At 56.6% G+C, this 24,675-nt stretch carries 21 protein-coding genes and 1 other RNA gene; 20 read left to right on the top strand and 2 right to left on the bottom strand.

Annotated features, from left to right (window positions below):
- Positions 1–118: 118 nt before the first annotated feature.
- The 19 genes from H8699_RS07290 (at position 119) to fliB (ending at position 22,324) form a co-directional block, all read left to right on the top strand.
- Entirely contained in the window at positions 119–601 is a 483-nt protein-coding gene (locus H8699_RS07290; protein ID WP_249285091.1) for a C-GCAxxG-C-C family protein, read from the top strand.
- A 41-nt stretch (positions 602–642) separates the two neighbouring features.
- Positions 643–1,737, top strand: coding sequence for a hypothetical protein (locus H8699_RS07285; protein WP_249285090.1), 1,095 nt, complete (start codon positions 643–645; stop codon positions 1,735–1,737).
- Positions 1,738–1,897: 160 nt separating this feature from the next.
- Positions 1,898–2,155: a hypothetical protein gene (locus tag H8699_RS07280; protein WP_138296307.1), complete on the top strand. Its 258-nt coding sequence runs from the start codon at positions 1,898–1,900 to the stop codon at positions 2,153–2,155.
- Between the two features lie 171 nt (positions 2,156–2,326).
- Positions 2,327–3,673, top strand: coding sequence for an ABC transporter substrate-binding protein (locus H8699_RS07275; protein WP_249285089.1), 1,347 nt, complete (start codon positions 2,327–2,329; stop codon positions 3,671–3,673).
- A 231-nt stretch (positions 3,674–3,904) separates the two neighbouring features.
- Positions 3,905–5,248, top strand: a complete 1,344-nt coding sequence (locus H8699_RS07270; RefSeq protein ID WP_249285088.1) for an ABC transporter substrate-binding protein — start codon at positions 3,905–3,907, stop codon at positions 5,246–5,248.
- A 369-nt stretch (positions 5,249–5,617) separates the two neighbouring features.
- Entirely contained in the window at positions 5,618–6,973 is a 1,356-nt protein-coding gene (locus H8699_RS07265; RefSeq protein WP_249285087.1) for an ABC transporter substrate-binding protein, read from the top strand.
- 1,625 nt (positions 6,974–8,598) lie between these two features.
- Positions 8,599–9,480 carry a carbohydrate ABC transporter permease gene (locus tag H8699_RS07260; RefSeq protein WP_138296303.1) on the top strand — a complete coding sequence of 294 codons (882 nt, stop codon included), beginning with the start codon at positions 8,599–8,601 and terminating at the stop codon, positions 9,478–9,480.
- Between the two features lie 15 nt (positions 9,481–9,495).
- A complete protein-coding gene (locus H8699_RS07255; RefSeq protein ID WP_138296302.1) occupies positions 9,496–10,401 on the top strand; it encodes a carbohydrate ABC transporter permease in 906 nt (301 codons plus the stop codon).
- A gap of 330 nt (positions 10,402–10,731) precedes the next feature.
- Positions 10,732–11,913: a phosphoglycerate kinase gene (locus H8699_RS07250; protein ID WP_138296301.1), complete on the top strand. Its 1,182-nt coding sequence runs from the start codon at positions 10,732–10,734 to the stop codon at positions 11,911–11,913.
- Between the two features lie 121 nt (positions 11,914–12,034).
- Entirely contained in the window at positions 12,035–12,781 is a 747-nt protein-coding gene (tpiA, locus tag H8699_RS07245; protein ID WP_249285086.1) for a triose-phosphate isomerase, read from the top strand.
- A gap of 9 nt (positions 12,782–12,790) precedes the next feature.
- The gene (gpmI, locus tag H8699_RS07240; protein WP_249285085.1) at positions 12,791–14,338 is read left to right on the top strand and encodes a 2,3-bisphosphoglycerate-independent phosphoglycerate mutase; all 1,548 of its coding nucleotides are present in this window, start codon (positions 12,791–12,793) and stop codon (positions 14,336–14,338) included.
- Positions 14,339–14,577: 239 nt separating this feature from the next.
- Positions 14,578–15,543 carry a sugar phosphate isomerase/epimerase family protein gene (locus H8699_RS07235; RefSeq protein ID WP_249285084.1) on the top strand — a complete coding sequence of 322 codons (966 nt, stop codon included), beginning with the start codon at positions 14,578–14,580 and terminating at the stop codon, positions 15,541–15,543.
- A gap of 72 nt (positions 15,544–15,615) precedes the next feature.
- Positions 15,616–16,776 (top strand): Gfo/Idh/MocA family protein, encoded by a 1,161-nt coding sequence (locus H8699_RS07230; protein ID WP_249285083.1) that lies wholly within the window; start codon positions 15,616–15,618, stop codon positions 16,774–16,776.
- A gap of 80 nt (positions 16,777–16,856) precedes the next feature.
- Positions 16,857–17,555: an HAD family hydrolase gene (locus H8699_RS07225; protein ID WP_249285082.1), complete on the top strand. Its 699-nt coding sequence runs from the start codon at positions 16,857–16,859 to the stop codon at positions 17,553–17,555.
- An 80-nt stretch (positions 17,556–17,635) separates the two neighbouring features.
- Positions 17,636–17,875 carry a preprotein translocase subunit SecG gene (secG, locus tag H8699_RS07220; RefSeq protein WP_138296295.1) on the top strand — a complete coding sequence of 80 codons (240 nt, stop codon included), beginning with the start codon at positions 17,636–17,638 and terminating at the stop codon, positions 17,873–17,875.
- A 137-nt stretch (positions 17,876–18,012) separates the two neighbouring features.
- The gene (rnr, locus tag H8699_RS07215; RefSeq protein ID WP_249285081.1) at positions 18,013–20,160 is read left to right on the top strand and encodes a ribonuclease R; all 2,148 of its coding nucleotides are present in this window, start codon (positions 18,013–18,015) and stop codon (positions 20,158–20,160) included.
- Between the two features lie 64 nt (positions 20,161–20,224).
- Positions 20,225–20,698, top strand: coding sequence for an SsrA-binding protein SmpB (gene smpB, locus H8699_RS07210; protein WP_249285125.1), 474 nt, complete (start codon positions 20,225–20,227; stop codon positions 20,696–20,698).
- Positions 20,699–20,713: 15 nt separating this feature from the next.
- Positions 20,714–21,070, top strand: a transfer-messenger RNA (tmRNA) gene (ssrA, locus tag H8699_RS07205).
- A 105-nt stretch (positions 21,071–21,175) separates the two neighbouring features.
- Positions 21,176–22,324: a flagellin lysine-N-methylase gene (gene fliB / locus H8699_RS07200; RefSeq protein WP_249285080.1), complete on the top strand. Its 1,149-nt coding sequence runs from the start codon at positions 21,176–21,178 to the stop codon at positions 22,322–22,324.
- A gap of 68 nt (positions 22,325–22,392) precedes the next feature.
- Here fliB and H8699_RS07195 read toward each other — a convergent pair whose 3' ends face one another.
- A complete protein-coding gene (locus H8699_RS07195; RefSeq protein WP_249285079.1) occupies positions 22,393–23,796 on the bottom strand; it encodes an MATE family efflux transporter in 1,404 nt (467 codons plus the stop codon).
- Positions 23,797–23,810: 14 nt separating this feature from the next.
- Positions 23,811–24,239 (bottom strand): MarR family winged helix-turn-helix transcriptional regulator, encoded by a 429-nt coding sequence (locus tag H8699_RS07190; RefSeq protein WP_249285078.1) that lies wholly within the window; start codon positions 24,237–24,239, stop codon positions 23,811–23,813.
- Positions 24,240–24,489: 250 nt separating this feature from the next.
- Between H8699_RS07190 and H8699_RS07185 the strand changes: the two genes are divergently transcribed.
- A complete protein-coding gene (locus H8699_RS07185) occupies positions 24,490–24,645 on the top strand; it encodes a hypothetical protein (RefSeq protein ID WP_249285077.1) in 156 nt (51 codons plus the stop codon).
- Positions 24,646–24,675 lie beyond the last annotated feature (30 nt).

Raw genomic sequence — 24,675 nt, 5'->3', positions numbered from 1 at the left:
GCCCCCAATACGGGCGGATTTGCTTATTTGTAAAAATGCGCAAAGCGCCTTGCAGGCGCCTTTCCCTATGTTATAATAGTGCCTAGCGGGCTAAACCCGCGTAAAGGAGGGGACTTTTATGAAAAAGATCGAGATGAGCTATCGCCATAAGGCGGATACGGATTATACCCGGGAGAAATTTGCCGGAGAAAAGCTGAACTGCGCGGAGGCGTCCTGCAAGGCTGTGCTGCGCTACTTTGGCCAGGATACGGCCCTCTCCCGCGCGGCCTCGGCCTTTGGGGGCGGCATCGGCGGGCAGGGGCTGACCTGCGGCGCCATGACCGGGTGCCTGATCGCCGCGGGGCTATTGCTGGGGCGGGATGAGGCGAAGGACGGCAGCACCGCTGCGCTCTATACCTTTGCCCAGGAGCTTTCAGATTATATGCGCCAGAATTTCGGCAGCGAAAAGTGCGGCGCCATCACCTGCCGGGATGAGGGCGAGGCGGCTGCCCAGGCCTTTAAGGACGCGGATGGGCGCAATAACGTGTGCGCACCCATCGTCATGGCGTGCGTGGATTATACCATCGATCAGCTGACGGCGCTGCGGGCAAAACAGGCGTAGGCATAAAGATAACAAGAGCTGGAGGAAAAGGAGCGGGCGGTTTGATTCGGGTAAAGTGCGTTGAAAACAATGCGGAGCTGAAAAAATTTATGGATTTTCCCCAGCAGTTATACGAAGGGGAAACCTTTTTTGTGCCGGCCGCCCAGGCGATCGAACAGCAGCTGTTGACCCCGCCGGAGGCGCTGGGACAGATGCGGCTCTACCTGGCGCTGGTGGGAAAAGAGGTGTGCGGGCGGATGGCGCTGTTTTTCCCCGCCGCAGGGGTGGGGACGGAGGCCGTCATCTACCGCCTGGATTTTATCGACGATACTAAGGTTAGCGCCGCCTTGATTGAGAGCGCCTGCCAGGAGGCGTCGCAAAGGGGCTACGCTTCGCTTTGCGGCCCGCGGGGCGCGCTGGAGCTGGAGCCCCAGGGGGCCATGGCGCTGGGACAGATGCATGATGGCTCTGCCTTTGCCCTGCAGCAGCCCGAATACTTTCTCCAACATTTGGAAGGGCTGGGCTTTACCAAGATTTTTACCCAGAAGGAATACCGGGTGGCCCTGCCGGATGCGCTTTGCAGCCGGGAGACGCGTTACGCCGAATTTTTACTGCGCCGCCAGGGGGTCAGGCTTTTGCCGCTGGAAAGCGGCGAGCAGCTCTCCGCCTGGGTGGAGCCGCTGTTTAAACTCATCGCCAGCCAGCTGGCACGGGCCCAGGGCAGGCTGCTGCCCGAGGCGCTGGTGCGCGCCCGGCTGGAGGAGAGCTGGCTGCGTTATGCGGATCTGCGCTTTATCCACCTTTATGTAGACCGGGCGGGCGCGCTTGCCGGCGCGACCATCGCCCTGCCGGATATGGCTGCCGCGCTGCGGGCCGTGGAGGGGCGCCACCGGCCCTGGAACAAGCGCAAGTTTGAGGCCTTCCGCCGGGAGGTGCGCAGCCTTGAGCTGCTGCTGAGTATTTTTCGGCCTGAATATGTAGGGACGGGCCTGCGAGACGCGATGCTGATTAACCTTGTGCAGGATGCAGTCCGCCAGGGGATGAAGTTCATCACGACCGGGCCGCTTTTGCCCTGCCAGGAGGAAAGGGCAGCGGGTCTGACCTTTAAAAATGGCGTAATCTACAGCGTGCGCCATACGCTGAGACGAAGTGTATAATAGCGGACAAGTGTGGTTAACTTACGGAAAAAATGAATAAATGGGACGCAAATAAGGCAAATAGTCAAATTTTTTACACTTCAAAGTAAAAAAAACTGGTTTTACAGTGTAGTTTCTTTTGATATATTCATTATATCAAATCTTTAGGGGGGCTTACGGTATGAAGAAAATGGTTGCTGTTATATTGTGCTTAGTGGTGTTCATGGCGTTATCCCTGGCAGTCGTCGGTTGCGGTGGCGGTGGGGATTCTACCGCGTCTACTGCGCCCAGCGCGAGTACCAGTGCTGCGGCCAGCTCGGATGCGAGTGCCAGCTCTGGGGCGGATGCCAGCGCCAGTTCCAGCTCCGGCAGCATGTTTGAGCCGGTGGAGCAGATCGAGGACGATGGCGCGCTGCCTTTCGGCAAGCCGGGACAGTAATAGAACGGATAGACAAGATTGAATCTTAAAATATTTGGAAGAGCGAAACGCTCTTCCTTTTTTTATTTTAATCGGCACGGGCAATCATAGCGCGAGAAAGCGGGCATAAACAAAAGATTAAGGCAAATACTAAGCGCGAAAACGTATTGGCATTTTAAAGGAGGTAATCGCGTGGAAAAATTTCGCTCGCTTAGCATTTGCCTTTTGCTGGCCGCAGCGCTGATGGTATCGGCGGTAGGTTGCCAGCAGCCTGATGAGGGGCAAACGCAGCCCACCGGTGGCGGGGAGAGCAAACAGCCCGTTACCCTGACGTTTTGGGATATGGCCTGGGGCACGGCGGACCGGTATGTGCCGGCGGCCGAGCAGATCATCGCAAACTATAAGGAGGTGGCGCCGCACGTCACCATCAACTATACCAACCTGCCCTGGAGCAACTGGTTTGAGGCTTATTCTACGGCCGTGGCTTCCAATGGCGCGCCGGATGTGGCCACAGGCGGCGGCTATATGCCTTTCCAGTTCGCCACCAGCGATGAGGCGGCAGACCTGCAATGGATCGTGGACCAGTGGGAGAAGGAAGGGACGCTGGAGGACTTCCCGGAAGGTTTTATGGAGTACTACCGGTTCAAGGATAAACAGGTAGGCATCTGCTTTAACGTAGACCCCCGGGGGATCCTGGTGCGTAAGGATTGGCTGGAGGAAAAGGGCCTGGCTGAACCCACCAACTGGGACGAATTTTTGGAGATGTGCAAGGCCTTTACCGACAAGGAAAAGGGCACATACGGCTTTGCTTACGGCGTAGCGGTGGATTCGGCGGGCTCGTTTACCAACTGGGCCGTCAATAACGGCGGGCTGAGTTTTGACCGGGAGGGCAACGCCGCTGTGGATACCGAACGCAACCTGCAGACCATGCAGTTTTTCAGCGACCTGAAAAAGGCGGGCGTGCTCCCTGAGGGTATCGAGAATTATTCGGGCAGCGATGCGCAAAAGCTGTTTGGCGCGGGCAAGGTGGGCGCGGTGTACGGCGGGAGCGATTGGGCCGAGATCATCATGAGCTCCAGCGGCCTGACGGAGGACCAGCTCACCATCCTGCATCCGCTCACCAGCCCTTCGGGCATCCAGAAAAACGCGTTGTATTTTAACGGCTACATGATGTTTGAACAATCCAGCCTGAAACAAGAGGGGCTGAACTTCATCAAGTGGTGGTCCGAAAATAACCAGCTTCTGTGGGAAGAGGGCGGGATGAGCGCATTTCCGGCCCGCACCAGCTTTATGAATTCCTTAAGCGTCTTTCAAAAGCCGGTTTCCAAAAAGCCGTTTGTGGAGTACATCATCCCCAATTCGGTGCAGACCGTTTACCCCATGCAGAGCGGCACGCCCTCGGCCTCGATGGTGGAGGGGCAAAAGTATGATATGCAGATGATGCAATCCGCCCTGACGCAGGAGGAAAAAAGCTGGCAGACGCTGCTTAAAAAACTGCAGGCTGAGTTGGAGGGCACCATCCAGAGCATGGACCAGTAATGCGCGGTGGGCACGCGTTAGGCTTTGTGCCCATTTGCTTTAAGCTTCGGCGCCGGGGAGACCCGGCGCCTTTTTTGTCAAGAAATAATGTGGATGGATGTAAGACAAAGGTTCAACATTATAGGCGGCAGATGTGAATATATTGTACGAATATGTCAAAATGCGGGGTATGAATCCCGGTTGACAGCTGTTAAGATGGTAATTAATCGGATGAGTAGGAGACAACACGTAATGCACAGGCACTCTACCCTTTTGTGCTGCCTAATTTTAGTGGTGGCCATGGCTTTTTCCCTTATTGGCTGCCAGCAGCCGTCCGATCCCGCCCAAGTGCAGGGCGGCGCCTCCAGCACGGAGGAGCCCATAGAACTGGTGTTTTGGGATATGGCCTGGGGCACAGCAGAGCGGTATCAGCCGGCTGTTGAAAAGATTCTGGCGCAATATCAAACGCTGCATCCAAACATTACATTTAAATACACCAATCTACCTTGGGCCAACTGGTTCGAGGTCTATTCCACTGCGGCCGCCTCCGGCAGCGCGCCGGATGTGGCCATCGGCGGCGGGTACATGCCCTTTCAGTTTGCGCCCAGCAACGAATCAGCCGATCTGCAGTGGATCATCCGCGCCTGGGAAAAAGAGGGCACGCTGGACGACTTCCCCGAGGGGTTTATCGAATATTACCGCTACCGCGATAAGCAGGTGGGCATCCCCTTTAATATCGACCCGCGCGCGATCCTGGTGCGCAAGGACTGGCTGGAGGACAAGGGATTGGCAGAGCCGGAAACCTGGGTGGACTTTATGGAGATGTGCAAGGCCTTCCGCGACCCGGAGCAGGGCACTTACGGCTATGCCTTTGGGGTGACCAGCGGCGGCGCGGGCTCCTTTACCAACTGGGCGGTGAACAACGGCGGCATGGGGTTTGACCGTAAGGGGAACGCCAATATCGACAGCGATAACAACCTTTTGACGATGAAGTTTTTTTCGGAGCTGAAAAAGGCGGACGTGCTGCCCGAAGGCATTGAGCACTTTACCGGAGATGACGCGCAAAAGTTGTTTATTGCAGGCAAGGTTGGCGCGGTTTATGGCGGGCCGGATTGGGTAGAGGCGATAGTGGATTCCGGCAAATTTACCGCAGACCAGCTGACGGTACTGCATCCGCTGAAAAGTCCGGCCGGCATCCAGAAAAACGCGCTCTACTTCAACGGCTACATGGTCTTTCAGCAATCCGAGCACCGAGATGAGGCGATGGCTTTTCTGAAATGGTTCTCGGAAAACAACGCCAGCTTGTGGAGCGAGGGCGGGGTAAGCGCCTTTCCGGTGCGCACCAGCTTTTTAAAGGGGATCGATACCTTGAAAGAGCCATTGACCAAGGCGCCCTTTGTGGAGTATATCATCCCCAACTCGATACAGACCGTTTACCCTATGCAAAATGGCACGCCCTCAGCCTCCATGGCGGAGGGGGAAAAGTACGGTTCCCAGCTGATGCAGGCGGCGCTTACGCAGGAAGAGGAGGATTGGAAGCCGCTGCTGCAAAGGCTGCAAAAGGAGCTGGAAAAATTGATCGCCGAAAACGACTGATGAATAGACTGGACAAATATGCGGGGGCACAGCACAGGCTGTGCCCCCATTCATTGTGCGATGCATTGGTGTGGATGGATAATGGCGCGAAAGTCAACAAACTGGAATAATTGTAAAAAACATATCCTTGCCATTGCGCTGTTTTTTGCATAGCCTGTAATTGTGGCGGGAAAGGAGGGGTGCCATCCTTCGCCAGGCCGATGAACTACTGACGCCAATCGCACTTCTACCCCCGGAGAATCAATACATATGCATTTACGCAAGACAGATCTCAAAATGAAATTCTAAGAAAAGGCTCCGCCCGGTGTGCGGGACGCTGAAACTCTGACACAGTAAAATGAGAGAAAATTAAATAGGGGGGAAATAACCATGCAAAAACGCGGTATAACGAGAATCGTTTGCACGGCACTATGCGCAGCGTTGGCGTTTGCACTGCCCGGCTGCGGCCCGGCAGAGCAGCAGACCGCCTCAACCCCGCCCAGCGAGACCCAGAGCGCGGCAAATGAGCCGGTCACGCTGGAATTTTGGGATATGGCCTGGGGACCGGCGGAAAAGTATCCGGTGGTGGCCGAGGAGATCATCGCAAAGTATAAAGAGGCCGCACCGCATGTGACGATAAAGTATACTAACCTGCCTTGGAGCAATTGGTTCGAGACCTATTCCACAGCCGTCGCGTCCAACGGCGCGCCGGATGTGGCCACCGGCGGCGGGTACATGCCCTTCCAGTTCGCGCCGAAAGGCGAATCGGCCGATCTGCAATGGATCTTGGACGAGTGGGAAAAAGAGGGCGCGCTGGGCGATTTTCCGGAAGGCTTTGTGGAGTACTTTACCTGGCAGGGGCGCCAGGTGGGCATCCCCTATAACTTCTCGCCCCGGTGCATCTTCATCCGTAAGGATTGGCTGGAGGAAAAGGGCCTGCAGGAGCCGAAGACCTGGGATGAGTTTATCCAGATGTGCAAGGCGTTTACCGATAAGGAAAAGGGAATTTACGGCTTTGCCTTTGGCGTGACCAATAACGCCGGGGGTTCGTTTACGCAGTGGGCCATCAACAATGGCGGCTTTACCTATGATGAGGAGGGCAACGCCGCGCTAAACAGCGAGAGCAATCTGGAGACCATGCGGTTCTTTAACCGGATGAAGCAGGAAGGCATCCTGCCGGAGGGGATTGAGAACTATACCGGGGACGATGCGCAAAAACTCTTCGGCTCGGGCAGGCTGGGCGCGATCTATGGCGCCTCGGACTGGATCGTCAATTCCACCACGGGGGATGTGAGCCGGGATCAGGTGCTGGTGCTGCATCCGCTGGAGAGCCCTTCCGGGTTGCAGAAAAACTGCATCTTTATCAACGGCTATATGATGTTTGAGCAAACGGAGCAGAAAGAAGAGGGTATGAAGTTCCTCAAATGGTGGTCTGAAAATAACGCGGATCTGTGGGAAAAGGGCGGCATGGGTTCGTTCCCTACCCGGCAGAGCTTCCTGGATACGCTGGAAGTGCTCAAGACGCCGGTCGTCAAACAACCCTTTACCGAGTATATCATCCCCGATTCCGTGCAGACGGTCTATCCCATGCAAAATGGGACGCCTTCCGCCGCGGTGGTCGAGGGGCAGGGCTATGATAAGCAGCTGATCCAATCCGCCTTGACGCAGGATGAGGCACAGTGGAAAGAACTGCTCAACAAGCTCAATGATGAACTGGCCGGCCTGATCGCGGAGATGGATCAATAAACGCTAAAGGTTTTAACGCCAAGCATCCTATAAAAGGCAATGGATGGGGGGAGAGAGAGAAAGGCTCCCCCCTTTTTTATCCGCGCCGGTATACCGTAAAGCGCAAAGCAACGGGCGGCCCGCGGTATATTTAAACAGGACGGCGACTATAGATAGATCAAGGCAGGGCAAAGGTGTATCCGCCCTAGGAGCGAAGACCTAGTAAAAGGGTGGCCATTTATATATATAACAGGCGGTGGCCCCCCTAAGCGGGCGAGGGCGAAAATATTGAAACTAAATGGTAAAAAAGTAGGAACAATTTTAGGCGCCTTTTTGCTATACTAGCTACAGATATTGAAGTGATGCCCGTTATGACGCACTAGATATTGTGGGTATCGTCATAAGCCCCGGGCCTGCATACAAAATGCAGCGGCCGCAGGGGAGGCGTGGTGAACACCGGTTCCGTATTTTTATTGGAAAAAGGGAACAATATGTTGATTTATCCGCGTGAAATCAATAATTTGAACCCTAAACCGCAATATAACTAACCTATTTGTAAAAACATCTGGTTTATCCGCGGGGTTCCGCTTTGTTATATTTATAACATCCAAACCTGTTGGGATAGGTTTATTTTGGAAGCGTGCACCTGCACTCTTTTTATTTAAACCGTTTCAGCAGTTGCAGCCGGCTTTCTCTCTATCGGGGGCGGGCAGGTTGCTTAAAAGTACCAATCTGTTATGCGCGGTTCCCTTTGGGGATGGGTAGGTTATAACAGTTAAGTACGAAGTTGCCGGAGGGCGCCCCATGGGGTATCCTTCAAAAGGCAGACCAGGCCTGAGGCTGTGGAGCGGCTATACGCGTTTCTGCGGATCAGGATGAAGCTTTTAAGGCGGGAAGAGGAACCCTCTGTTCTGGCCGTCGAGAGCGAAGTCCCGATACGGAGAGGATACAGACTGCAGGTCTGGGGGAGGGCAACACGGTTCTTTGTGGAAGCCCTTATCCGGGCGAGGCCTCTTTCAGCGAGGCGGTTTAGCCGCTGTTTTCGCGGAGCTGAAAGATGAGCCGCTGGTAAGTCCGAACGCCAAACGAACCGGGGCTGGCGCCTTGGGGGAGGGCTTTTTCCGCTAGAGGCTGTCGCATCCTTAACGGGTGGGATGGCGTTTGACGGAAGAGGCGCGAACACAATGCGCGAGGCGCGGGGAAATTGGCGGGTTATCCCGGGAGGGAAGAGGTGCCCCGCTATGCGGGGGCCCGGAAAGATCGCGGGGCCTATAGCGGTCCTGGCGTCCGGAAGGGATTTGTAGATGGCTTGCAAAGGGCGCGGGTGTTTTTGAAAGGTTTCAGCGGACTGTGGCGTTTTTTCGCAGCGGCCGGCTGGGGCCCGACGGGGGCACAGGCGCGTGGCGCGGGGCATTTGCAGCGGTTCTTCAAACCCGGCGGGTCAAACCGCAAGGGATATGGTTCCGTCCAAACGGGGTGTTTGGGCACAAAGGGGCGGGGGCCGGTACGGTAACGGACCGGGCCGCAAACCGACAAGCGGGGTTTTGCACAGTATATAGCCGGTTTTCAAGCGGCCGGCGCAGACTGTTGCAAGATCATTACAAGGCCAAGGAGTGGTCAGACCATCCAGTTAGGAGAGAGAAGGCATGTTTCGTAAATCTGATGCGCTATTTGCTTATGGTCTCGTCTTGCCGGCATTCATCTTGTTGATGCTGATACGTGTCTATCCCGTATTCAATGGATTTGTTCTGAGCTTTACGGATGCCTCGATCACGGGTATTCGCCAGGGCTACAATTACATTGGATTCGAGAACTACATCGAACTGTTCCAGGACGGCGAGTTCTGGGGCGCGATGATATTCACGTTGTGGTACGTATTTTGCGTAGTGCTGTTCAGCTACATCTTCGGTCTGCTGGCTGCTGTTCTGTTGAACGGCGAGATCAAGGGCCGCGCCATTTGGCGCTCGTTCCTGCTCATCCCGTGGGTTATCCCCGGTGTTGTAGCTGTTAACTCTTGGTTGTTTGCGTTGAACCCGCAGCTGGGTTTTGTCAACAACCTGCTGGTGCGCCAGCTGCATCTGTTCCCCGAACCGATCCAGTTCTTCAGCACGCCGGCCGCAGCTCAAACCACGGTTATCTTCACGAGTGTGTGGAAGAGCTACCCGTTCATGATGATCATGATGCTCGCAGGCTTGCAGGGCATTCCTGAGGATCTGTACGAGGCTGCTCGCATCGACGGCGCTAGCACGTGGAAGCAATTCACCAAAATCACGGTTCCGATGCTCAGCTCGGTTACGATGGTATCCACGACCCTGATGACCATCTGGAACATGAACTCCTTCGAAGGCATTTGGCTGTTGACGCAGGGCGGACCTAACGGTTCGACGTATGTTATCTCTGTATTGGCCTATTTCAAAGCCTTCTATCAGATGAAACTTGGTTACGCTTCGGCACAGTCCAGTATCAATATGATTATCATGCTGATATTCTCTGTGTTCTACATCAAGCGTTTCCAGACAGATGTCTAAGAGAGGTGAGAGAAGATGGCCAAATCGAAAAACCAAGTTACGCTGCCTAATGGGCAGGTCATCGTAGCTGATCCTTATGCGACCAAAAAGCAGCTGAAAAAGATCCCGATCTATCTGCTGATCATCTTTTTGATCCTGATCACCAGCGTACCGCTGCTGTCTACTCTGGGTATGTCCTTTAAAACGAACGCGGATATGTACTCCGTATCCCTGTTCCCTTCCTCGCCGGAAGGTTGGACGCTGGATTGGTACAACTCGGTGCTGTTTGGTAAGGCGCAGTTCTACATCTACTTCTTGAACAGCTTTAAGGTTTCTGTTATCGTTATGGCGCTGTCGACCGTCGTTTCCATTTTCGCCGGTTACTCGCTGAGCCGTTATCGGAAAGTCTTCAAGCCGCTCAACTGGTTCGTGTACCTGCTGCTGGTTCTGCAGATGTTCCCGATCGTACTGATGCTCATCCCGCTGTTCATCATCTTCAACTCGCTCAACTTGAACAATACGCATGAGGGCTTGATGATTGCGTACCTAACGTTCTCGTTGCCGTTGAACATCTGGATGATTCAGGGCTTCTTCGATTCGATCCCGATCGACATGGAAGAGGCGGCGCTGATCGACGGCGCGTCCAAATTCCAGAGCTTGGTCAAGGTTGTATTGCCGGTATCCAGCCCTGGTGTCGGTTCCGTTGCAATCTTCGCATTTAACTACTGCTGGAACGAGTACGTTTTGGCGAGCTTGTTCCTCAAACCGAAGGAGTTGCGCACGCTGCCCATCGGCTTGCAGATGTTCGTGCAGGAGAATACGAAGGAGTGGGGCCTGTTGACGGCGGCGTCCATCGTCACCATCATCCCGATCCTGATCTTCTTCATCTTCATGCAGCGCTACCTGGTAGCTGGCTTGACGGCCGGCGCCGTAAAAGGTTAAAAATTTGCTCCCGGGCGTTTGGCTTAGGCCTAGCGCCCGGGATTCAAATTATATGGGCATAAATTTGCCACCTATTGCCGCTGCTAATACCAGCGGCTTTATTTTGCAATTTTTGCGGAGGCCATTGGGGCACGAACCCTGCACAAGCGGCTTGATTTTTTTCCCATTTTCATGTACAGTGAATAAGGATAGGTGGAACGGAATTGAGTCCCTCGCTTTTATAAAACTACTGGATTTAAAAGCGCGAAATGGACAAGCTGTTTCCGGTTGGTGTGGGCAAAGTTTCTCACGCGCCCATCAGCATAGATCAATTAAAAAGGAGTGCCTAAAATGAACAAAAAGACGATTGAAGACGTCCAGGTCTCCGGCAAGAAAGTCCTGGTTCGGTGTGACTTTAACGTGCCGATGAAAGACGGTGTTATCTCGGACGAGACCCGCATCCAGGCCGCGTTGCCGACGATCAAATATCTGCTCAAGAATAATGCCCGCGTGATTCTGTGCTCTCATCTGGGCCGGCCCAAGGGCGAGTTTAATATGAAGTTCTCCCTGGCCCCCGTCGCCAAGCGCTTGAGCGAGCTGCTGGGGCAGGAAGTGGTTATGGCCAGCGACGTGGTGGGCGAGGATGCCAAAGCCAAGGCCGCCGCTTTGCAGGATGGCCAGGCTATGCTGCTGGAGAACGTGCGCTTCCACAAAGAAGAGGAAAAGAACGACGAGGCGTTCAGCAAAGAGCTGGCCAGCATGGCGGAGCTGTATGTGAATGACGCTTTCGGCACGGCGCACCGCGCCCATGCCTCTACCGCGGGCGTAGCCAGCTACCTGCCCGCCGTTGCCGGTTACCTGATCGGCAAGGAGCTTTCCGTAATGGGCAAGGCCCTGGATAATCCGGAGCGTCCTTTCGTTGCCATTTTGGGCGGCGCGAAGGTTTCCGATAAGATCGGCGTGATCAACAACCTGCTGGAGAAGGTAGACGTGCTGCTGATTGGCGGCGGCATGGCCTATACCTTCCAGAAGGCTCTGGGCTATGAAGTGGGTAAATCCCTGCTGGATGCCGAGCGCGTAGGCCTGGCCAAAGAGCTGATGGACAAGGCCAAAGCCAAGGGCGTTAAGCTGCTGCTGCCGCTGGATGTGGTGGCGGGCCAGGAGTTTGCCAACGACACCCCCCGCAAGACCTTCCCGGTAGATGGCATCCCGGCCGATTGGGAGGGCCTGGACATTGGGCCTGAGACCTGCAAACTCTTTGCGGATGAGATCAAAAATGCCAAGACCGTGATCTGGAACGGCCCCATGGGCGTGTTCGAGTTTGAGAACTTTGCGGCCGGCACCCGCGCTGTTGCGCAGGCCATGGCGGACAGCAACGCCATCACCATCATCGGCGGCGGCGATTCTGCGGCGGCTGTAGAGCAGATGGGCTATGCCGATAAGATGACCCATATCTCCACCGGCGGCGGCGCTTCCCTGGAATTCCTGGAGGGCCTGGAGCTGCCCGGCGTTGCGGCGCTGAACGATAAGTAAGAAAAAACGATAGCAAAATTTGCCCGGCCCAAGGTTTTGCCTTGCGCCGGGCAGATTTATGGTTTACTCCTGCCAGCGGCGGGAGAAGCAAACGCTTTGAATTTTGAGGAGGAAATACAACATGCGCAAACCTATTATTGCCGGCAACTGGAAAATGAACAATACGCCCGCTGAGGCGAAGGCCCTGATCGAGGAGCTGATCCCCCTGGTAAAGGACGCCAAGTGCGACGTGGTGGTTTGCCCCACCTATGTTTGCCTGGAGACCGTTAAAAAGCTGATCGCCGGTACCAATATCAAGATCGGCGCGCAGAACATGCACTGGGAAGAGAAGGGCGCCTTTACCGGCGAGATCTCGCCCAAGATGCTGGTTGCCATGGGCATGGATTATGTCATCCTGGGCCACAGCGAGCGCCGGCAGTACTTTGCCGAGACCGATGAGACCGTCAACAAAAAGACCCTGGCGGCGGTGGCGCACAACCTGATCCCCATCATCTGCGTGGGTGAGACCCTGGAGCAGCGCGAAGCCGGCGTAACGGCCGACCTGGTACGCACCCAGACCAAGGCTGCCCTCAAGGGCCTGACGGCTGAGCAGGTGAAAGATGTGGTCATCGCTTATGAGCCGGTATGGGCCATTGGCACCGGCCGCACCGCTACCTCTGCGGACGCCAACGAGGTGATCGGCATCATCCGCAAGGCGGTGGAAGAGGACTTTGGCGGCGAGGCCGCGGGCGCTGTGCGCATTCAGTACGGCGGCAGCATGAACCCCGGCAATGCCACGGAGCTGATGGGCATGCCCGAGATCGACGGCGGCCTGATCGGCGGGGCCAGCCTCAAGGCGGTAGACTTCTCCAAGGTGGTCAACTATTAAGGAGGAACCATGGGAAAGAAAATGACGGCTCTGGTGATTTTGGACGGTTTTGGCTATCGGGAGTGCGCGCAGAATAACGCCATCGCCCAGGCCAAGACCCCGAATATCGACCGGCTGCTGGAGGAATACCCGCATACCACCATCGGCGCCAGCGGCATGGACGTGGGTCTGCCCGATGGCCAGATGGGTAACTCGGAAGTGGGTCACCTCAATATCGGCGCGGGGCGCATCGTCTATCAGGAGCTGACCCGCATCACCAAATCCATTGCGGACGGCGATTTCTTTGAGAAGGCCGAGTTCCTGGATTTGATCGCTAAGGTCAAGCAAAATGGCGGCAAACTGCACCTGATGGGCCTGATTTCCGATGGCGGCGTGCACAGCCATAACGAGCACCTGTACGCCCTGATCGAGCTGGCCAAGCGCGCCGGGCTGGAGCAGGCCTATGTACATTGCTTTATGGATGGGCGCGACGTGCCCCCTTCCAGCGGCAAGGGCTATATCGAGCAGTTGGAAGAGAAGATGGCGCAGCTGGGCTTTGGCAAGATCGCCACTGTAATGGGGCGCTATTATGCCATGGACCGGGATAACCGCTGGGAGCGGGTGGAAAAGGCGTATGACGCCATGACGCTGGGCCAGGGGGATAAGGCACACAGCGCCGTAGAGGCGATGGCTAACTCCTACGCCAGCGACGTGGTGGATGAGTTTGTGGTGCCCTGCGTGATTGAGGAGAATGGCAAGCCGGTGGCCCAGGTAGAAAAGGGCGACGGCATCATCTTCTTCAACTTCCGCCCGGATCGCGCCCGCGAGATCACCCGCGCCTTTATCGACCCGGAATTCGCGGGTTTTGAGCGCAAGAGCGGCTTTTTAGGGGTGGATTTCGTATCCATGACCCAGTATGACGCGACGTTTGCCGGTATGCTGGAGGTGGCCTTTAAGCCCCAGACCCTGACCAATACCTTTGGCGAGTACATTGCCAAAAACGGCAAGACGCAGCTGCGCATCGCCGAAACGGAGAAATACGCGCATGTGACCTTCTTCTTTAACGGCGGCGTGGAAGCCCCCAACGAGAACGAAGACCGGGCGCTGATCCCCTCGCCCAAGGTGGCGACCTACGACTTAAAGCCGGAGATGAGCGCCTACGAGGTAGCCGATGAGGCGGTAAAGCGCATCGAAAGCGGCAAGTACGATGTGATGATCCTCAACTTTGCCAACCCCGACATGGTGGGCCATACCGGCGTGATGAGCGCTGCGGTGGCCGCGGTGGAGGCGGTGGATACCTGCCTGGGCAAGGTTTTGGATGCGGTGCTGGCTACCGGCGGTTGCGCCATCGTAACGGCTGACCACGGCAACGCCGATATCATGGTGGATCCGTCTAATGGACAGCCCTTTACGGCGCATACCACTAACCCGGTGCCTTTTATTCTGGTGGACCCCAGCCGCAAGGACGCGGTGCTGCGCGAAGGCGGCCGCCTGGCCGACCTGGCGCCCACGCTGCTGACGCTGATGGGCCTGCCCGTACCGGAGGAAATGACCGGCACGAGTATGATTGCTAAATAGAGCGGCAAAAAACGGATAGTAGATAAAGAAAAAGCGATACAGCGGCTGCTGTATCGCTTTTTTATTCCGTCAATGAGCGATCACCCGGGAAATGCCGCCGCCAGGAGGCTTTAGCCATATCCGCAACATAATCATTGCTTTTTCTGTGGAATACTTTACCATTCCCTCTATTCAACGTGGGCCGGGATGCGTTATAATAATCATAATGAATATAAACAATGTGTAAGGGGGAGTTTTGCATGAAACTGAGCGTTTTGACCGTACTGCTGGGCGACCGTCCGCTGGAAGAGGTACTGAAATACCTGACCGCCATGGACGTGCACACTATCGAGCTTGGGACGGGCGGTTACCCCGGCAATGCCCACTGCAAGCCGGCAGAGCTGCTGGCAGACGCGGGTAAGCTCAAGGCCTTTAAGCAGTTGATCAAGGACTACGAGATCGAAATCTGCGCGCTGTCGACCCACGGCAATTACGTGCATCCCAATCCCGATATCGCAGCGAAATTCCAGAGCGACCTGGACAATACCTTAAAGCTGGCGGGCGAGCTGGGTATCGACCGGGTGGTGGGCTTTTCCGGCTGCCCGGGCGGCGGCCCCAAGGACGAGTATCCCAACTGGGTGACCTGCCCCTGGCCGGATGACTTCCAGGAGATTCTGGATTACCAGTGGAATCAGGTGCTGATCCCCTACTGGAACAAGATGTGCCCCATTGCCCAGTCTTACGGCGTCAACCGCATCGCCCTGGAGATGCATCCGGGCTTTTGCGTGTACAATGTAGAATCCCTGCTCAAGCTGCGGGAGGCGGTGGGCCCGGTGATCGGCGCGAATCTGGATCCCAGCCACCTGTTCTGGCAGGGCGTGAATATCCCGGCGGCCATCCGTAAGCTGGGCGACGCCATCTACTTCTTCCACGCCAAGGATACCAAGGTGGATGAGATCAATACCGGCGTGAACGGCGTGCTGGATACCAAGCACTATGCCGACGAGATCAACCGCAGCTGGATCTTCCGCTCGGTAGGGTACGGGCACGATTATCAAACCTGGAAAGACATCGTCTCCAACCTGCGCATGGTGGGCTATGACGATGTGATGTCCATCGAGCATGAGGACAGCCTGCTCTCGCCCACGGAGGGGTTGGAGAAGGCCGTCAGCTTCCTCAAAGAGGTGATGGCGTTCCAGGGGACCACGGAGATGTTCTGGGCCTAAAGGCCTTGATGGGCAGCGGGCCGGTGCGCCTGCTGCCCATTTATAAATATAAGATTGTTGGGGGAAAAAGCGATGCGTGAATTGAATGTAGGCATGATTGGCTACAAGTTTATGGGCAAGGCGCACAGCAATGCCTACGCCCGGGTGAACATGTTTTTTGATGCGGATATGCAGGTAAACCGCAAGGTGATCTGCGGACGGGACGAGGCGGGCGTCAAGGCCGCCATGGATAAGTTCGGCTGGCAGGATTATGAGACCGACTGGCGAAAGATGATCGCCCGGCCGGATGTGGATGTGGTGGATATCAACTCGCCCAGCTACCTGCATAAGGAGATGGCCATCGCCGCGGCCAATGAGGGCAAGCACATTTTGTGCGAAAAACCGCTGGCCTTTTCCACCGCGGATGCGCGGGAGATCGTAGAGGCCGCCAATAAAGCGGGCATCAAGCACCAGGTAGGCTTTAATTACCGCTTTGCCCCGGCCATTGTGCTGGCTAAGCAGATGATCGAATCCGGCCGCCTGGGCAAGATCTTCCACTTCCGCGGCTCTTATCTACAGGATTATATCATCTCGCCCGACTATCCCAAGGTTTGGCGGCTGGATAAATCCGTGGCCGGCTCGGGTTCGCTGGGCGATTTGGGCGCCCATGTGATCGACTGTGCGCGCTACCTGGTGGGCGAGATCGACCGGGTGGTGGGCATGGAAAAGACCTTTATTACGGAGCGGCCCATCGCCGCCAGTATGACCGGCGTTTCCGCTACGGCGCAGGCCAATTCGCCCCGGGAGACGGTGGATGTAGACGACGCCACGCACTTTTTGGGCGAATTTAAAAACGGCGCGCTGCTCTCCATCGAGGCGACCCGGTTCGCGGCGGGCCATCGCAACGATATGTCCTTTGAGATCAACGGCTCCAAGGGCTCCATCAAATTTAATCTGGAGCGCATCTGCGAGCTGCAGTACTATAACGCCGAGGCGGAGGAGGGCTTCCAGGGCTTTACCACGATTTCGGTGACGGAGGGGACGCATCCCTATGTGTACGCCTGGTGGCCGGCGGGGCATGTGTATGGCTATGAGCATACCATGGTGCACGAAGTGTTTGAATTTGTGCAGGCCATTGCAAACGACAAACCGGCTTCGCCCGACTTTAACGACGGGCTCAAGTGCGCGCAGGTCATGGAGGCGGTGGATCTATCGGCCCAGCGCGGCGCGTGGGTAGAGGTGGATAGCCTGTAAAGCATAAAGTATGCCGGTAAGGAAGGGGCCCGCCAGTATGGCGGGCCCGGTTCTATATCCTGAATAGGGGGAGCGCACATATGCCAAATACGGCTTTGTTTTGGGATTTTGACGGTACGCTGATCCATGGAGAGGACACTTTTTTTAACGCCTTATCCCATGCGCTGCAGGATCACGGCGCATGCGCGCCCGAGGCGATGGTGTGGGAGACGCTGCGGCGCAGCTGCACCTGGTACGCGCCGGAAATATCCTACGCACAGGCGACCGGCGCAAAGTGGTGGGCCAGGCTGTTTGCCGGCTTTGCGGGTCTATACGGGCAGTTGGGCCTGCCGGAAGATAGTTGGGGAGCGCTCAACGCGCAATTTAAGGCAGAGATACTGGCCACCGGTACCTATACCCTGTATGAAGATGCGCTGCCGGTACTGCGCCGGTGCAAGGCATTGGGCTTTAAAAGTTATCTTTTGACCAACAACTTCCCCGAGCTTGCGGCGGTGGCGGATGGACTGGGCCTGCGCGGGCTTTATGAGGACGCGATCGTCTCCTCAAACCTGGGATACGAAAAGCCCCGGCCCGAGATATTTGCGGCAGCCCTCAGTGCAGCGCGGGGCGCGCAGCGGTGCGTTATGATCGGCGATAATCCGGTGGCGGATATCGGCGGCGGAAAGGCGGCCGGTATGGCGGCCATACTGGTACACCGGCAGGCGGAATGTGCGGCAGATTTTATCTGCGATGAACTTTACGCGGTGCTGGAAATTTTGCAGGCACAATGGCGGCCCTAAAGGCGGATTGCCGCTTGCAATTTACGGGGAACTATGCTAGAATTAATCCGTTATCGACTATGCGGGAGGATGGATAGGCTTTGGATACGCTGATTCTTATCGGTCAGATCATATTGGTGATTTTGGGCCTGTTTCTGGTTCTGGTCATATTGCTGCAACCTGCAAAGACGGCGGGACTGGGTTCCATCGCCGGCGGTGCGGAAACTTTTTTTGGCAAAAACAAGTCAAAGTCTTTTGAAGGACGAATGGTCTTTCTGACAAAGATCGCGGCCGCGGCGTTTTTAGTGATCTCCGCCGTGATGGTATTTTTGCAGAAGTAAGTGATGTATGCGTCAAGACGGCAGCCCGTTTTTTCGGCTGCCGTCTTTTTGTGTAAGATCGTCGCCCTTGGGCGATGCTAAGCATATGGGTTGGCGGCGGGTGCAGGTGCCCCGCTTAGGAGGATAGAGGAGGAAAAATGATGGAAATGCAAGAAATGATGGAAAACATATTATCTTATTTTGACCGCCCCAAATGCGGCCCGGCGGAGCTTTCTCAACTGCAGGCCTTTGTCAAGGCGCAGGGCGGAGAGGCCGGCGGGGTGAAAGAGGCGGTGCTGGAGATGGTGGGCCAAGGGAAACTGGTGCTCACGCAGAACGGGCGCTACGCTACCCCGGCGATGATCGGCCTGCTGGCCGGACGCATCCAGGGTAATGCCAAGGGCTTCGGCTTTTTGATCCCGGATGACGAGGAGGCCGACGACCTGTTTATCCCGGCCAATGGGATGAAGAGCGCCATGCATAAGGACCGGGTGCTGTGCCGCATCATCCGCCAGCCGCAAAACGGTCGCTCGGGCGAGGGCGAGGTGGTGCAGATCCTGTCCCGCGCCAACAGCCGCGTGGTAGGCCTTTTTGACCGGCCCTGGAAAAGTGCCTTTGTGATCCCGGACGATCCCCGCCTGGGACAGGATATCCATATCAGCCATGAACTGTACGGCGGCGCCAAGCATGAGGATAAGGTGGTCGTGGAGATCATCAAATGGCCCAGCGGCAACCGCGCGGCGGAGGGCAAGGTCGTGGAGGTGCTGGGCAATAAGGACGACCCGGGGTGCGATGTGCTCTCGATCATCCGCCAGGCCGGGCTGCCCGAGGTATTCCCGCAGGGCGTGCTGGACGCGGCCCGTGCCATCCCGCAGGAGGTGCCGGAGGCGGCCAAGCAGGGCCGCAAGGATTTTAGGGATTGGACGGTCATGACCATCGACGGGGCGGACTCCAAGGATCTGGACGACGCCATCTCCATCAAGCGCCTGGAGAACGGCCGCTATCAGCTGGGCGTGCATATCGCCGATGTGAGCCATTACGTGCAGGAGAGCTCTCTGTTGGACCAGGAGGCGTTGCTGCGGGGTACCAGCGTCTATTTTGCGGACCGGGTGATCCCCATGCTGCCGCCGGAGCTTTCCAACGGCATATGCTCGCTCAATCCGGATGTGGACCGGCTGACGCTCTCGTGCATCATGGAGATCGACGAAAACGGCGAGGTGCAGGATGCGCAGATCGTAGAGAGCGTGATCAACAATAAATACCGTATGACCTATGACGGGGTCAATAAGATCTTCGCCGGGGATGAGGAGATGTGCAGGGCGTATGCCCCTATCCTGGAAGATTTAGGCACGATGCGGGAGCTGATGGATCTGCTGCTGGCGCGGCGAGAGCGCAACGGCGGCCTGGATTTTGACGTGCCCGAGGCCAAGATCATCCTCAACGAAAAGGGCCGCGCGGTAGATGTGGTGCTGCGCGAGCGCGGGATCTCCGAACGGATGATCGAGGAATTTATGCTGGCGGCCAACCGCTCGGTGGCGCTTTGCGCCCGGCATGCGGAGCTGCCCTTCCTCTATCGGGTGCATGAGGACCCGGATAAGGACAAGATGAAGGAGTTTGCCCAGTTTGTAAACGCCTTTGGATATACGCTGAAGGTGAAGGGCAAGGTCACCCCCAAACAATTGCAGGAGCTGCTCGAGCAGATTGAGGGTACGCCGGAGGAGAATGTGATAAACCAGGTGATGCTGCGCTCTATGCAAAAGGCCAAATACCTGGAGCTGCCGCTGGGCCATTTTGGCCTGGCCGCGCCGGATTACTGCCACTTTACTTCGCCCATCCGCCGCTATCCTGACTTGGAGATCCATCGGATCTTAAAGGAATGGCTGCACGGCAAACTGGATGAAAAGCGCGTAAAACAGCTGGAAAAAGCCATGCCGGGCATTGCCCAGCAGACCTCGCAGGCCGAGCGCAGCGCCATGGAGGCCGAGCGCGCGGTGGACGACCTGAAAAAGGCCGAGTACATGATGGATCATGTGGGCGAGGAATACGACGGCGTGATCTCGGGCGTGACCCAGTATGGGGTATACGTGCAGCTGCCCAACACGGTTGAAGGGCTGGTGCATGTAAGCGCGCTGGACAACGACTATTACGTATTTGACGAAAAGCGCTATGCCTTGATCGGCGAGCGGACGCGCAAATCCCTGCGGCTGGGCGACCCGGCCAGGGTGCGGGTGGACGCGGTGGATGTGGACCTGCGCCGGATCGACTTTGGTCCCGCGCCGGGTTGGCTGGATGCCAAGGAATCTTGACAGATGGCGGGGCTTTGCATATAATAGAGAAACTGCGGAAAGGTTAGGGGTGAAACAAGCGGCAATGGCTCCCAAGGGCGGCGTTAAGATCGTAGCGCAGAACAAAAAAGCGCGGCATGACTATTTTATCGAGGAGACTTATGAAACGGGCATCGAACTGGTGGGAACGGAGGTCAAATCCATCCGGCTGGGGCAGGTGAACCTGCGGGATAGTTATGCGCAGATCGTGGACGGCGAGGTTTGGGTACACCATATGCACGTAAGCCCTTATGAAAAGGGGAATATCTTTAACCGGGATCCGTTGCGCCAGCGGCGGCTGCTGCTGCACAAGAACGAGATCCGCAAGCTGATCGGCGCGGTGCAGCAACAGGGTTATGCGCTGATCCCCTTACAACTGTATTTGAGCCACGGGCTGGTCAAGATGGAGCTGGGGCTGGCGCGGGGTAAAAAGAACTACGATAAACGCCAGGATATCGCCAAGCGCGATGCCAAACGCGATATTGAGCGGGCGTTTAGAAATGCTCAAAAAGGCGGCTGAGCCCGCCTTGACCGTGGGGGCGTATTTGGCTTCGACGGGGGCAGAGGAGATTGGATAAGCGAGCCGCGGGCCTCCTGGAACCGCGTTAAAAACCGGGTAAAGCGTAATAAACGCCAACAATCAAAAATTAGCTTACGCGGCTTAATCACCGTGTACATCCGTCCTTAGCTTCCTGCGGCTAGGGGTACGGGTGCCATTAAAGCAGGGAACGAACCCGCCTAAGCTTTGCGGCGGGCCGGATAAATGAAGCTACCGGCGCGGCACCTTGCCGACTAGGGGCCGCTGCCCGGGAAATCAAATAATCGGCTGCGCTCGGAGAAAGTCTGGTTAAATCGCTTTCGGACAGGGGTTCGACTCCCCTCGCCTCCACCAGCGGCGAATGGCCGCAAGAATATCGCAACTTACTATTGTGGGTTGCGGTATTTTATTTTAGAAACTTTACAGGCACGACGAAAAACCAGGATGTGAAATAAGTACATGAAGCTGACTTATCCCGATTATTATCCCGCATTCCGGTGCAGCGCGTCTGGGTGCGAGGACAATTGCTGCATTGGGTGGGAGATCGACATTGACGAACGCGCCTATGCAGATTATATGGTTCAGGAGGGTGCGTTTGGGCAGCGGCTGCGCGGCAGCATTGCCCAGGGCGAAGCGCCGCACTTTTTGCTCCAGGGGGAGCGCTGCCCTTTTTTAAACGAACGGAACCTTTGTGAGATTATCCTGAACCTGGGGGAGAGCGCCCTTTGTGAGATATGCACCCAGCATCCCCGCTTCCACGAGTGGTTTGGCGATATAAAGGAGAGCGGCGTAGGGCTTTGCTGTGAAGAGGCGGCGAAACTGATCCTTCAAAACGACGGGCCAATAACCTTTATCCAAACGGAAACTGACGAGCCGGCAGACCTGGATTTTGAAGATGAGCCGCTGCTAAACGCGCTGCTTGCGGCGCGGAACATGCTCTTTGCGCTGTTGCAGGATCGCCGTTTTTCTATTTGGGATAGACTGACGGCCGCGCTCGTATTTGCGGAGCAGCTGCAGGCACATCTGGAGGAGGAAGCGGCCCCGGAGCGGATCCGTGCGTGGGTGGAAGCGCGCCAGGCGGCCCCGGGGGTTTTTATGGATAAGGCGCAAGGCCAAACGCGGCCGGCGGCAGAGGGCACGGAGCGCCGCATCCTTGGGGAACTGCTTGCATTTTACCAGACGCTTGAGCCAATCGATTCAGGCTGGCCGGATCAGCTGGGACAGCTGCGCACCAGCCTTTCCACACTGCTGGCGGAGCGAAAGGGATTTTTGCAGGCACATCGGGCCTGCGCGACGGAATACGAACACCTGGCGGTCTATTTTGTATACCGCTATATGCTCAAAGCTGTTTACGACGGCGACGTTTTAGGCAAGATCAAGTTGATGGCGGCAAGCGTTTTGCTGATCGCCTGGCTGGATATTGCGCATTGGCATGCCGCGCACGCCTTTTGTAAGGCGGATCAAGTGCGCCTCGCCAAGCGCTACTCCAAGGAGATCGAGTACTGCGAGGAGAACCTGCAGCGCTTTGCGGACGCGAGCTGGGAAGAGGGATTTTTATCGATGGAGAGCCTGGCGGTACTGCTGGAGGGCATGGCGCGGGAGGCGTAAAGAACGGCTGTGGTATAAAAAAGAGGGCAGATCCGCAAGGGTCTGCCCTTTAAGTATCGGTCTTGCACTCAGCGGGATTGCAGGGCGTGCGCGCCATGGCTGGCCCCCACATCGCCTTCCAGCACCTTCAATTCTTTGAAAAATCGCACAGCCAACACGGCGGCTACGCCAAAGCTCAGGACATCCGCCAAGGGCTGGGTGAGCTGTACGCCGGTCAATCCCATAAATTGGGGCAGCAGTACGATCAGCGGCAGGAAGAAGATCCCCTGGCGCGCTGCGGCCAGGAAGGTAGCCTGCCAGGACTTGCCCACGGATTGAAAGGTCATATTGCAGCACACGATCAGCGGCTGGAGCGGCAGGGCCAGGCACTGGGCCTGCATGGCAAACGCGCCGATAGCGATGACTTCCATATCGTCCCGACGGAATAGGGCCATCGCCTGAGGGGCTACGAAAAAGCCGGCTACTGCCATCACGCCCAGCAGAACCATTCCCACCTTAAAGGTAAACCAGAAGGCCTGGCGCACGCGCCCATATTCCTTGGCGCCGTAATTATAGCCCACCACCGGCTGAAAGCCCTGGCCAAAGCCGATCATAGCGGAGAGGATGAACATGAAAATGCGGCCGACCACGCTCATGGCGGCCACAGCCGCATCCCCGTACACCGCCGCGTTGACATTGAGCGCCACGGTGGACATGCTGGCCAGCCCCTGCCGGCAGAAAGAAGGCATGCCCGTTTTGAGGATCAGGCCATAGGTGCCCGCATCGCGTGCGATGGCGCGGGCGGAGATCTTAATGATCGACTTTCCGCGCAGGTAGAAGCTAAACAGGATGCCAAAGCTGACGCACTGGCTGATCAGTGTGGCGATGGCTGCGCCGGAGATGCCAAGATTGAGCGTATAGATGAAGAAGGGATCCAGCCCGATATTGAGCACGCCTCCTAAGCCAATGCCCACCATGGCCAGCGTAGCGCGGCCCTGGGCGCGCAGCACGTTGTTAAGCACAAAAGAGCAGGCCATGACCGGCGCGCCCAGCAGGATATAGCGCGCGTAATCCCGCGCGTAGGGCAGAATGGTACCGGTGGCCCCCAACAGGCGCATCAACCCATCGATAAAGAGCAGGCCAAAGACCGTAAGCAGCAGGCCAAAAGCCAGTGCGGTGAAAAAGGCGGTAGAGGCAACGGCGTTGGCACGCGCGTTTTGCTGCTGCCCTAAAAGCCGGCTGGAGGTAGCGCCGGCGCCCATCCCCAGGGTAAAGCCCACCGCCTGGATAATGGCCATGATGGAAAAGACGATGCCCACCGCGCCAGCCGCGCTGGTGCCCAGCTGGGAGACGAAAAAGGTATCGGCCATATTGTAGATGGAGGTGACCAGCATGCTGATGATGGTGGGCACCGCCAGCCCGGCGATCAGGCGGGGAATGGGGGTCTGGGTCATTTTAACGAATTGTGCCTGCTGGGCATTGGTATTTTCCATAATCCCACGCTCCTTTATTCGATGTCCTTGCCGGTGAGGTTGCCATACATCCGGCAAAGGTATTGGGTAAACTGTTCCTTTTCCTCCGGTGTAAAGCCCGACAGGGCCTCGCTCTCGACCTTACGCCAGCCGGTGGCCATGGCCTGCTGTGCGGCAATGCCCTTTTCCGTGATGGAAACGCAGACCGCGCGCTTGCTGTCCGGGGAAGGCTGGCGGGTGATCAGACCGGCACGCTCCATATTTTCCAGCAGACGGGATACGGTGGCCGGCTCGATATCGCACCCCTCGGCCAGCTCGCGCTGCATGCAGCCCGGGTGCATGCGTAAAAAGCTGAGCATTTTGGGCTGCCCGGGCGAGAGACCCAGCCCCTCCATATGGGGACGGATGCGCATACGCTGGGCGTTGTGGGTTTTGAGCAGCAACAGATAAAACGGCGTTTTCATAATACTCCTTTGGAATGAATGTTTTAAACAATTAGAAATACAACTATTAGCATTCTAATTATATGCCGCGAAAGCCGGGCCTGTCAACCGTATGGCGGCAAATGGCGCAAGCCGGCGAAATTTTGCGGGTGAATCGGAAGGGCAACGACGCGATCAGCGCGGCGGATAAAATTTGCCAGTTCGGTCAACCGGATAAAGGGAATAAGCATTGCCGCGGCTCGGGCATAATGTAGCATGAGGTGATGCACGCGTGAAAAGGGAGAAAAACCGTTTAAGCCCGAAGGTGGCGAGCGTGGTCGAGGCCATGAGCCCCGCCTATTCGGCTAAGAGCGACCCGCTGGGCATGTATACCGGACGGCCTGTAGAGCCGCTGGTCAAACCCGTTCAGGATGCGGACGACCTTTAAACGAGGACAAAGCCCCAAAAAAAGCCCTCC

Source organism: Luoshenia tenuis (genome assembly GCF_014384745.1).
GTDB lineage: Bacteria > Bacillota > Clostridia > Christensenellales.
Note: the sequence above shows the minus strand (reverse complement) of the source record. Positions and strands in the feature narration are given on the sequence as shown.

What these genes read in the sequence shown, in the direction of transcription:
- fliB (WP_249285080.1), top strand. Translation starts at nt 21,176, where the DNA reads ATGAAGCTGACTTATCCCGATTATTATCCCGCATTCCGGTGCAGCGCG.
- tpiA (WP_249285086.1), top strand. Translation starts at nt 12,035, where the DNA reads ATGCGCAAACCTATTATTGCCGGCAACTGGAAAATGAACAATACGCCC.
- H8699_RS07280 (WP_138296307.1), top strand. Translation starts at nt 1,898, where the DNA reads ATGAAGAAAATGGTTGCTGTTATATTGTGCTTAGTGGTGTTCATGGCG.
- H8699_RS07250 (WP_138296301.1), top strand. Translation starts at nt 10,732, where the DNA reads ATGAACAAAAAGACGATTGAAGACGTCCAGGTCTCCGGCAAGAAAGTC.
- H8699_RS07195 (WP_249285079.1), bottom strand. Translation starts at nt 23,796, where the DNA reads ATGGAAAATACCAATGCCCAGCAGGCACAATTCGTTAAAATGACCCAG.
- H8699_RS07235 (WP_249285084.1), top strand. Translation starts at nt 14,578, where the DNA reads ATGAAACTGAGCGTTTTGACCGTACTGCTGGGCGACCGTCCGCTGGAA.
- H8699_RS07255 (WP_138296302.1), top strand. Translation starts at nt 9,496, where the DNA reads ATGGCCAAATCGAAAAACCAAGTTACGCTGCCTAATGGGCAGGTCATC.
- H8699_RS07270 (WP_249285088.1), top strand. Translation starts at nt 3,905, where the DNA reads ATGCACAGGCACTCTACCCTTTTGTGCTGCCTAATTTTAGTGGTGGCC.
- H8699_RS07265 (WP_249285087.1), top strand. Translation starts at nt 5,618, where the DNA reads ATGCAAAAACGCGGTATAACGAGAATCGTTTGCACGGCACTATGCGCA.
- smpB (WP_249285125.1), top strand. Translation starts at nt 20,225, where the DNA reads ATGGCTCCCAAGGGCGGCGTTAAGATCGTAGCGCAGAACAAAAAAGCG.
- H8699_RS07290 (WP_249285091.1), top strand. Translation starts at nt 119, where the DNA reads ATGAAAAAGATCGAGATGAGCTATCGCCATAAGGCGGATACGGATTAT.
- H8699_RS07230 (WP_249285083.1), top strand. Translation starts at nt 15,616, where the DNA reads ATGCGTGAATTGAATGTAGGCATGATTGGCTACAAGTTTATGGGCAAG.
- H8699_RS07260 (WP_138296303.1), top strand. Translation starts at nt 8,599, where the DNA reads ATGTTTCGTAAATCTGATGCGCTATTTGCTTATGGTCTCGTCTTGCCG.
- H8699_RS07190 (WP_249285078.1), bottom strand. Translation starts at nt 24,239, where the DNA reads ATGAAAACGCCGTTTTATCTGTTGCTGCTCAAAACCCACAACGCCCAG.
- rnr (WP_249285081.1), top strand. Translation starts at nt 18,013, where the DNA reads ATGATGGAAATGCAAGAAATGATGGAAAACATATTATCTTATTTTGAC.
- gpmI (WP_249285085.1), top strand. Translation starts at nt 12,791, where the DNA reads ATGGGAAAGAAAATGACGGCTCTGGTGATTTTGGACGGTTTTGGCTAT.
- H8699_RS07225 (WP_249285082.1), top strand. Translation starts at nt 16,857, where the DNA reads ATGCCAAATACGGCTTTGTTTTGGGATTTTGACGGTACGCTGATCCAT.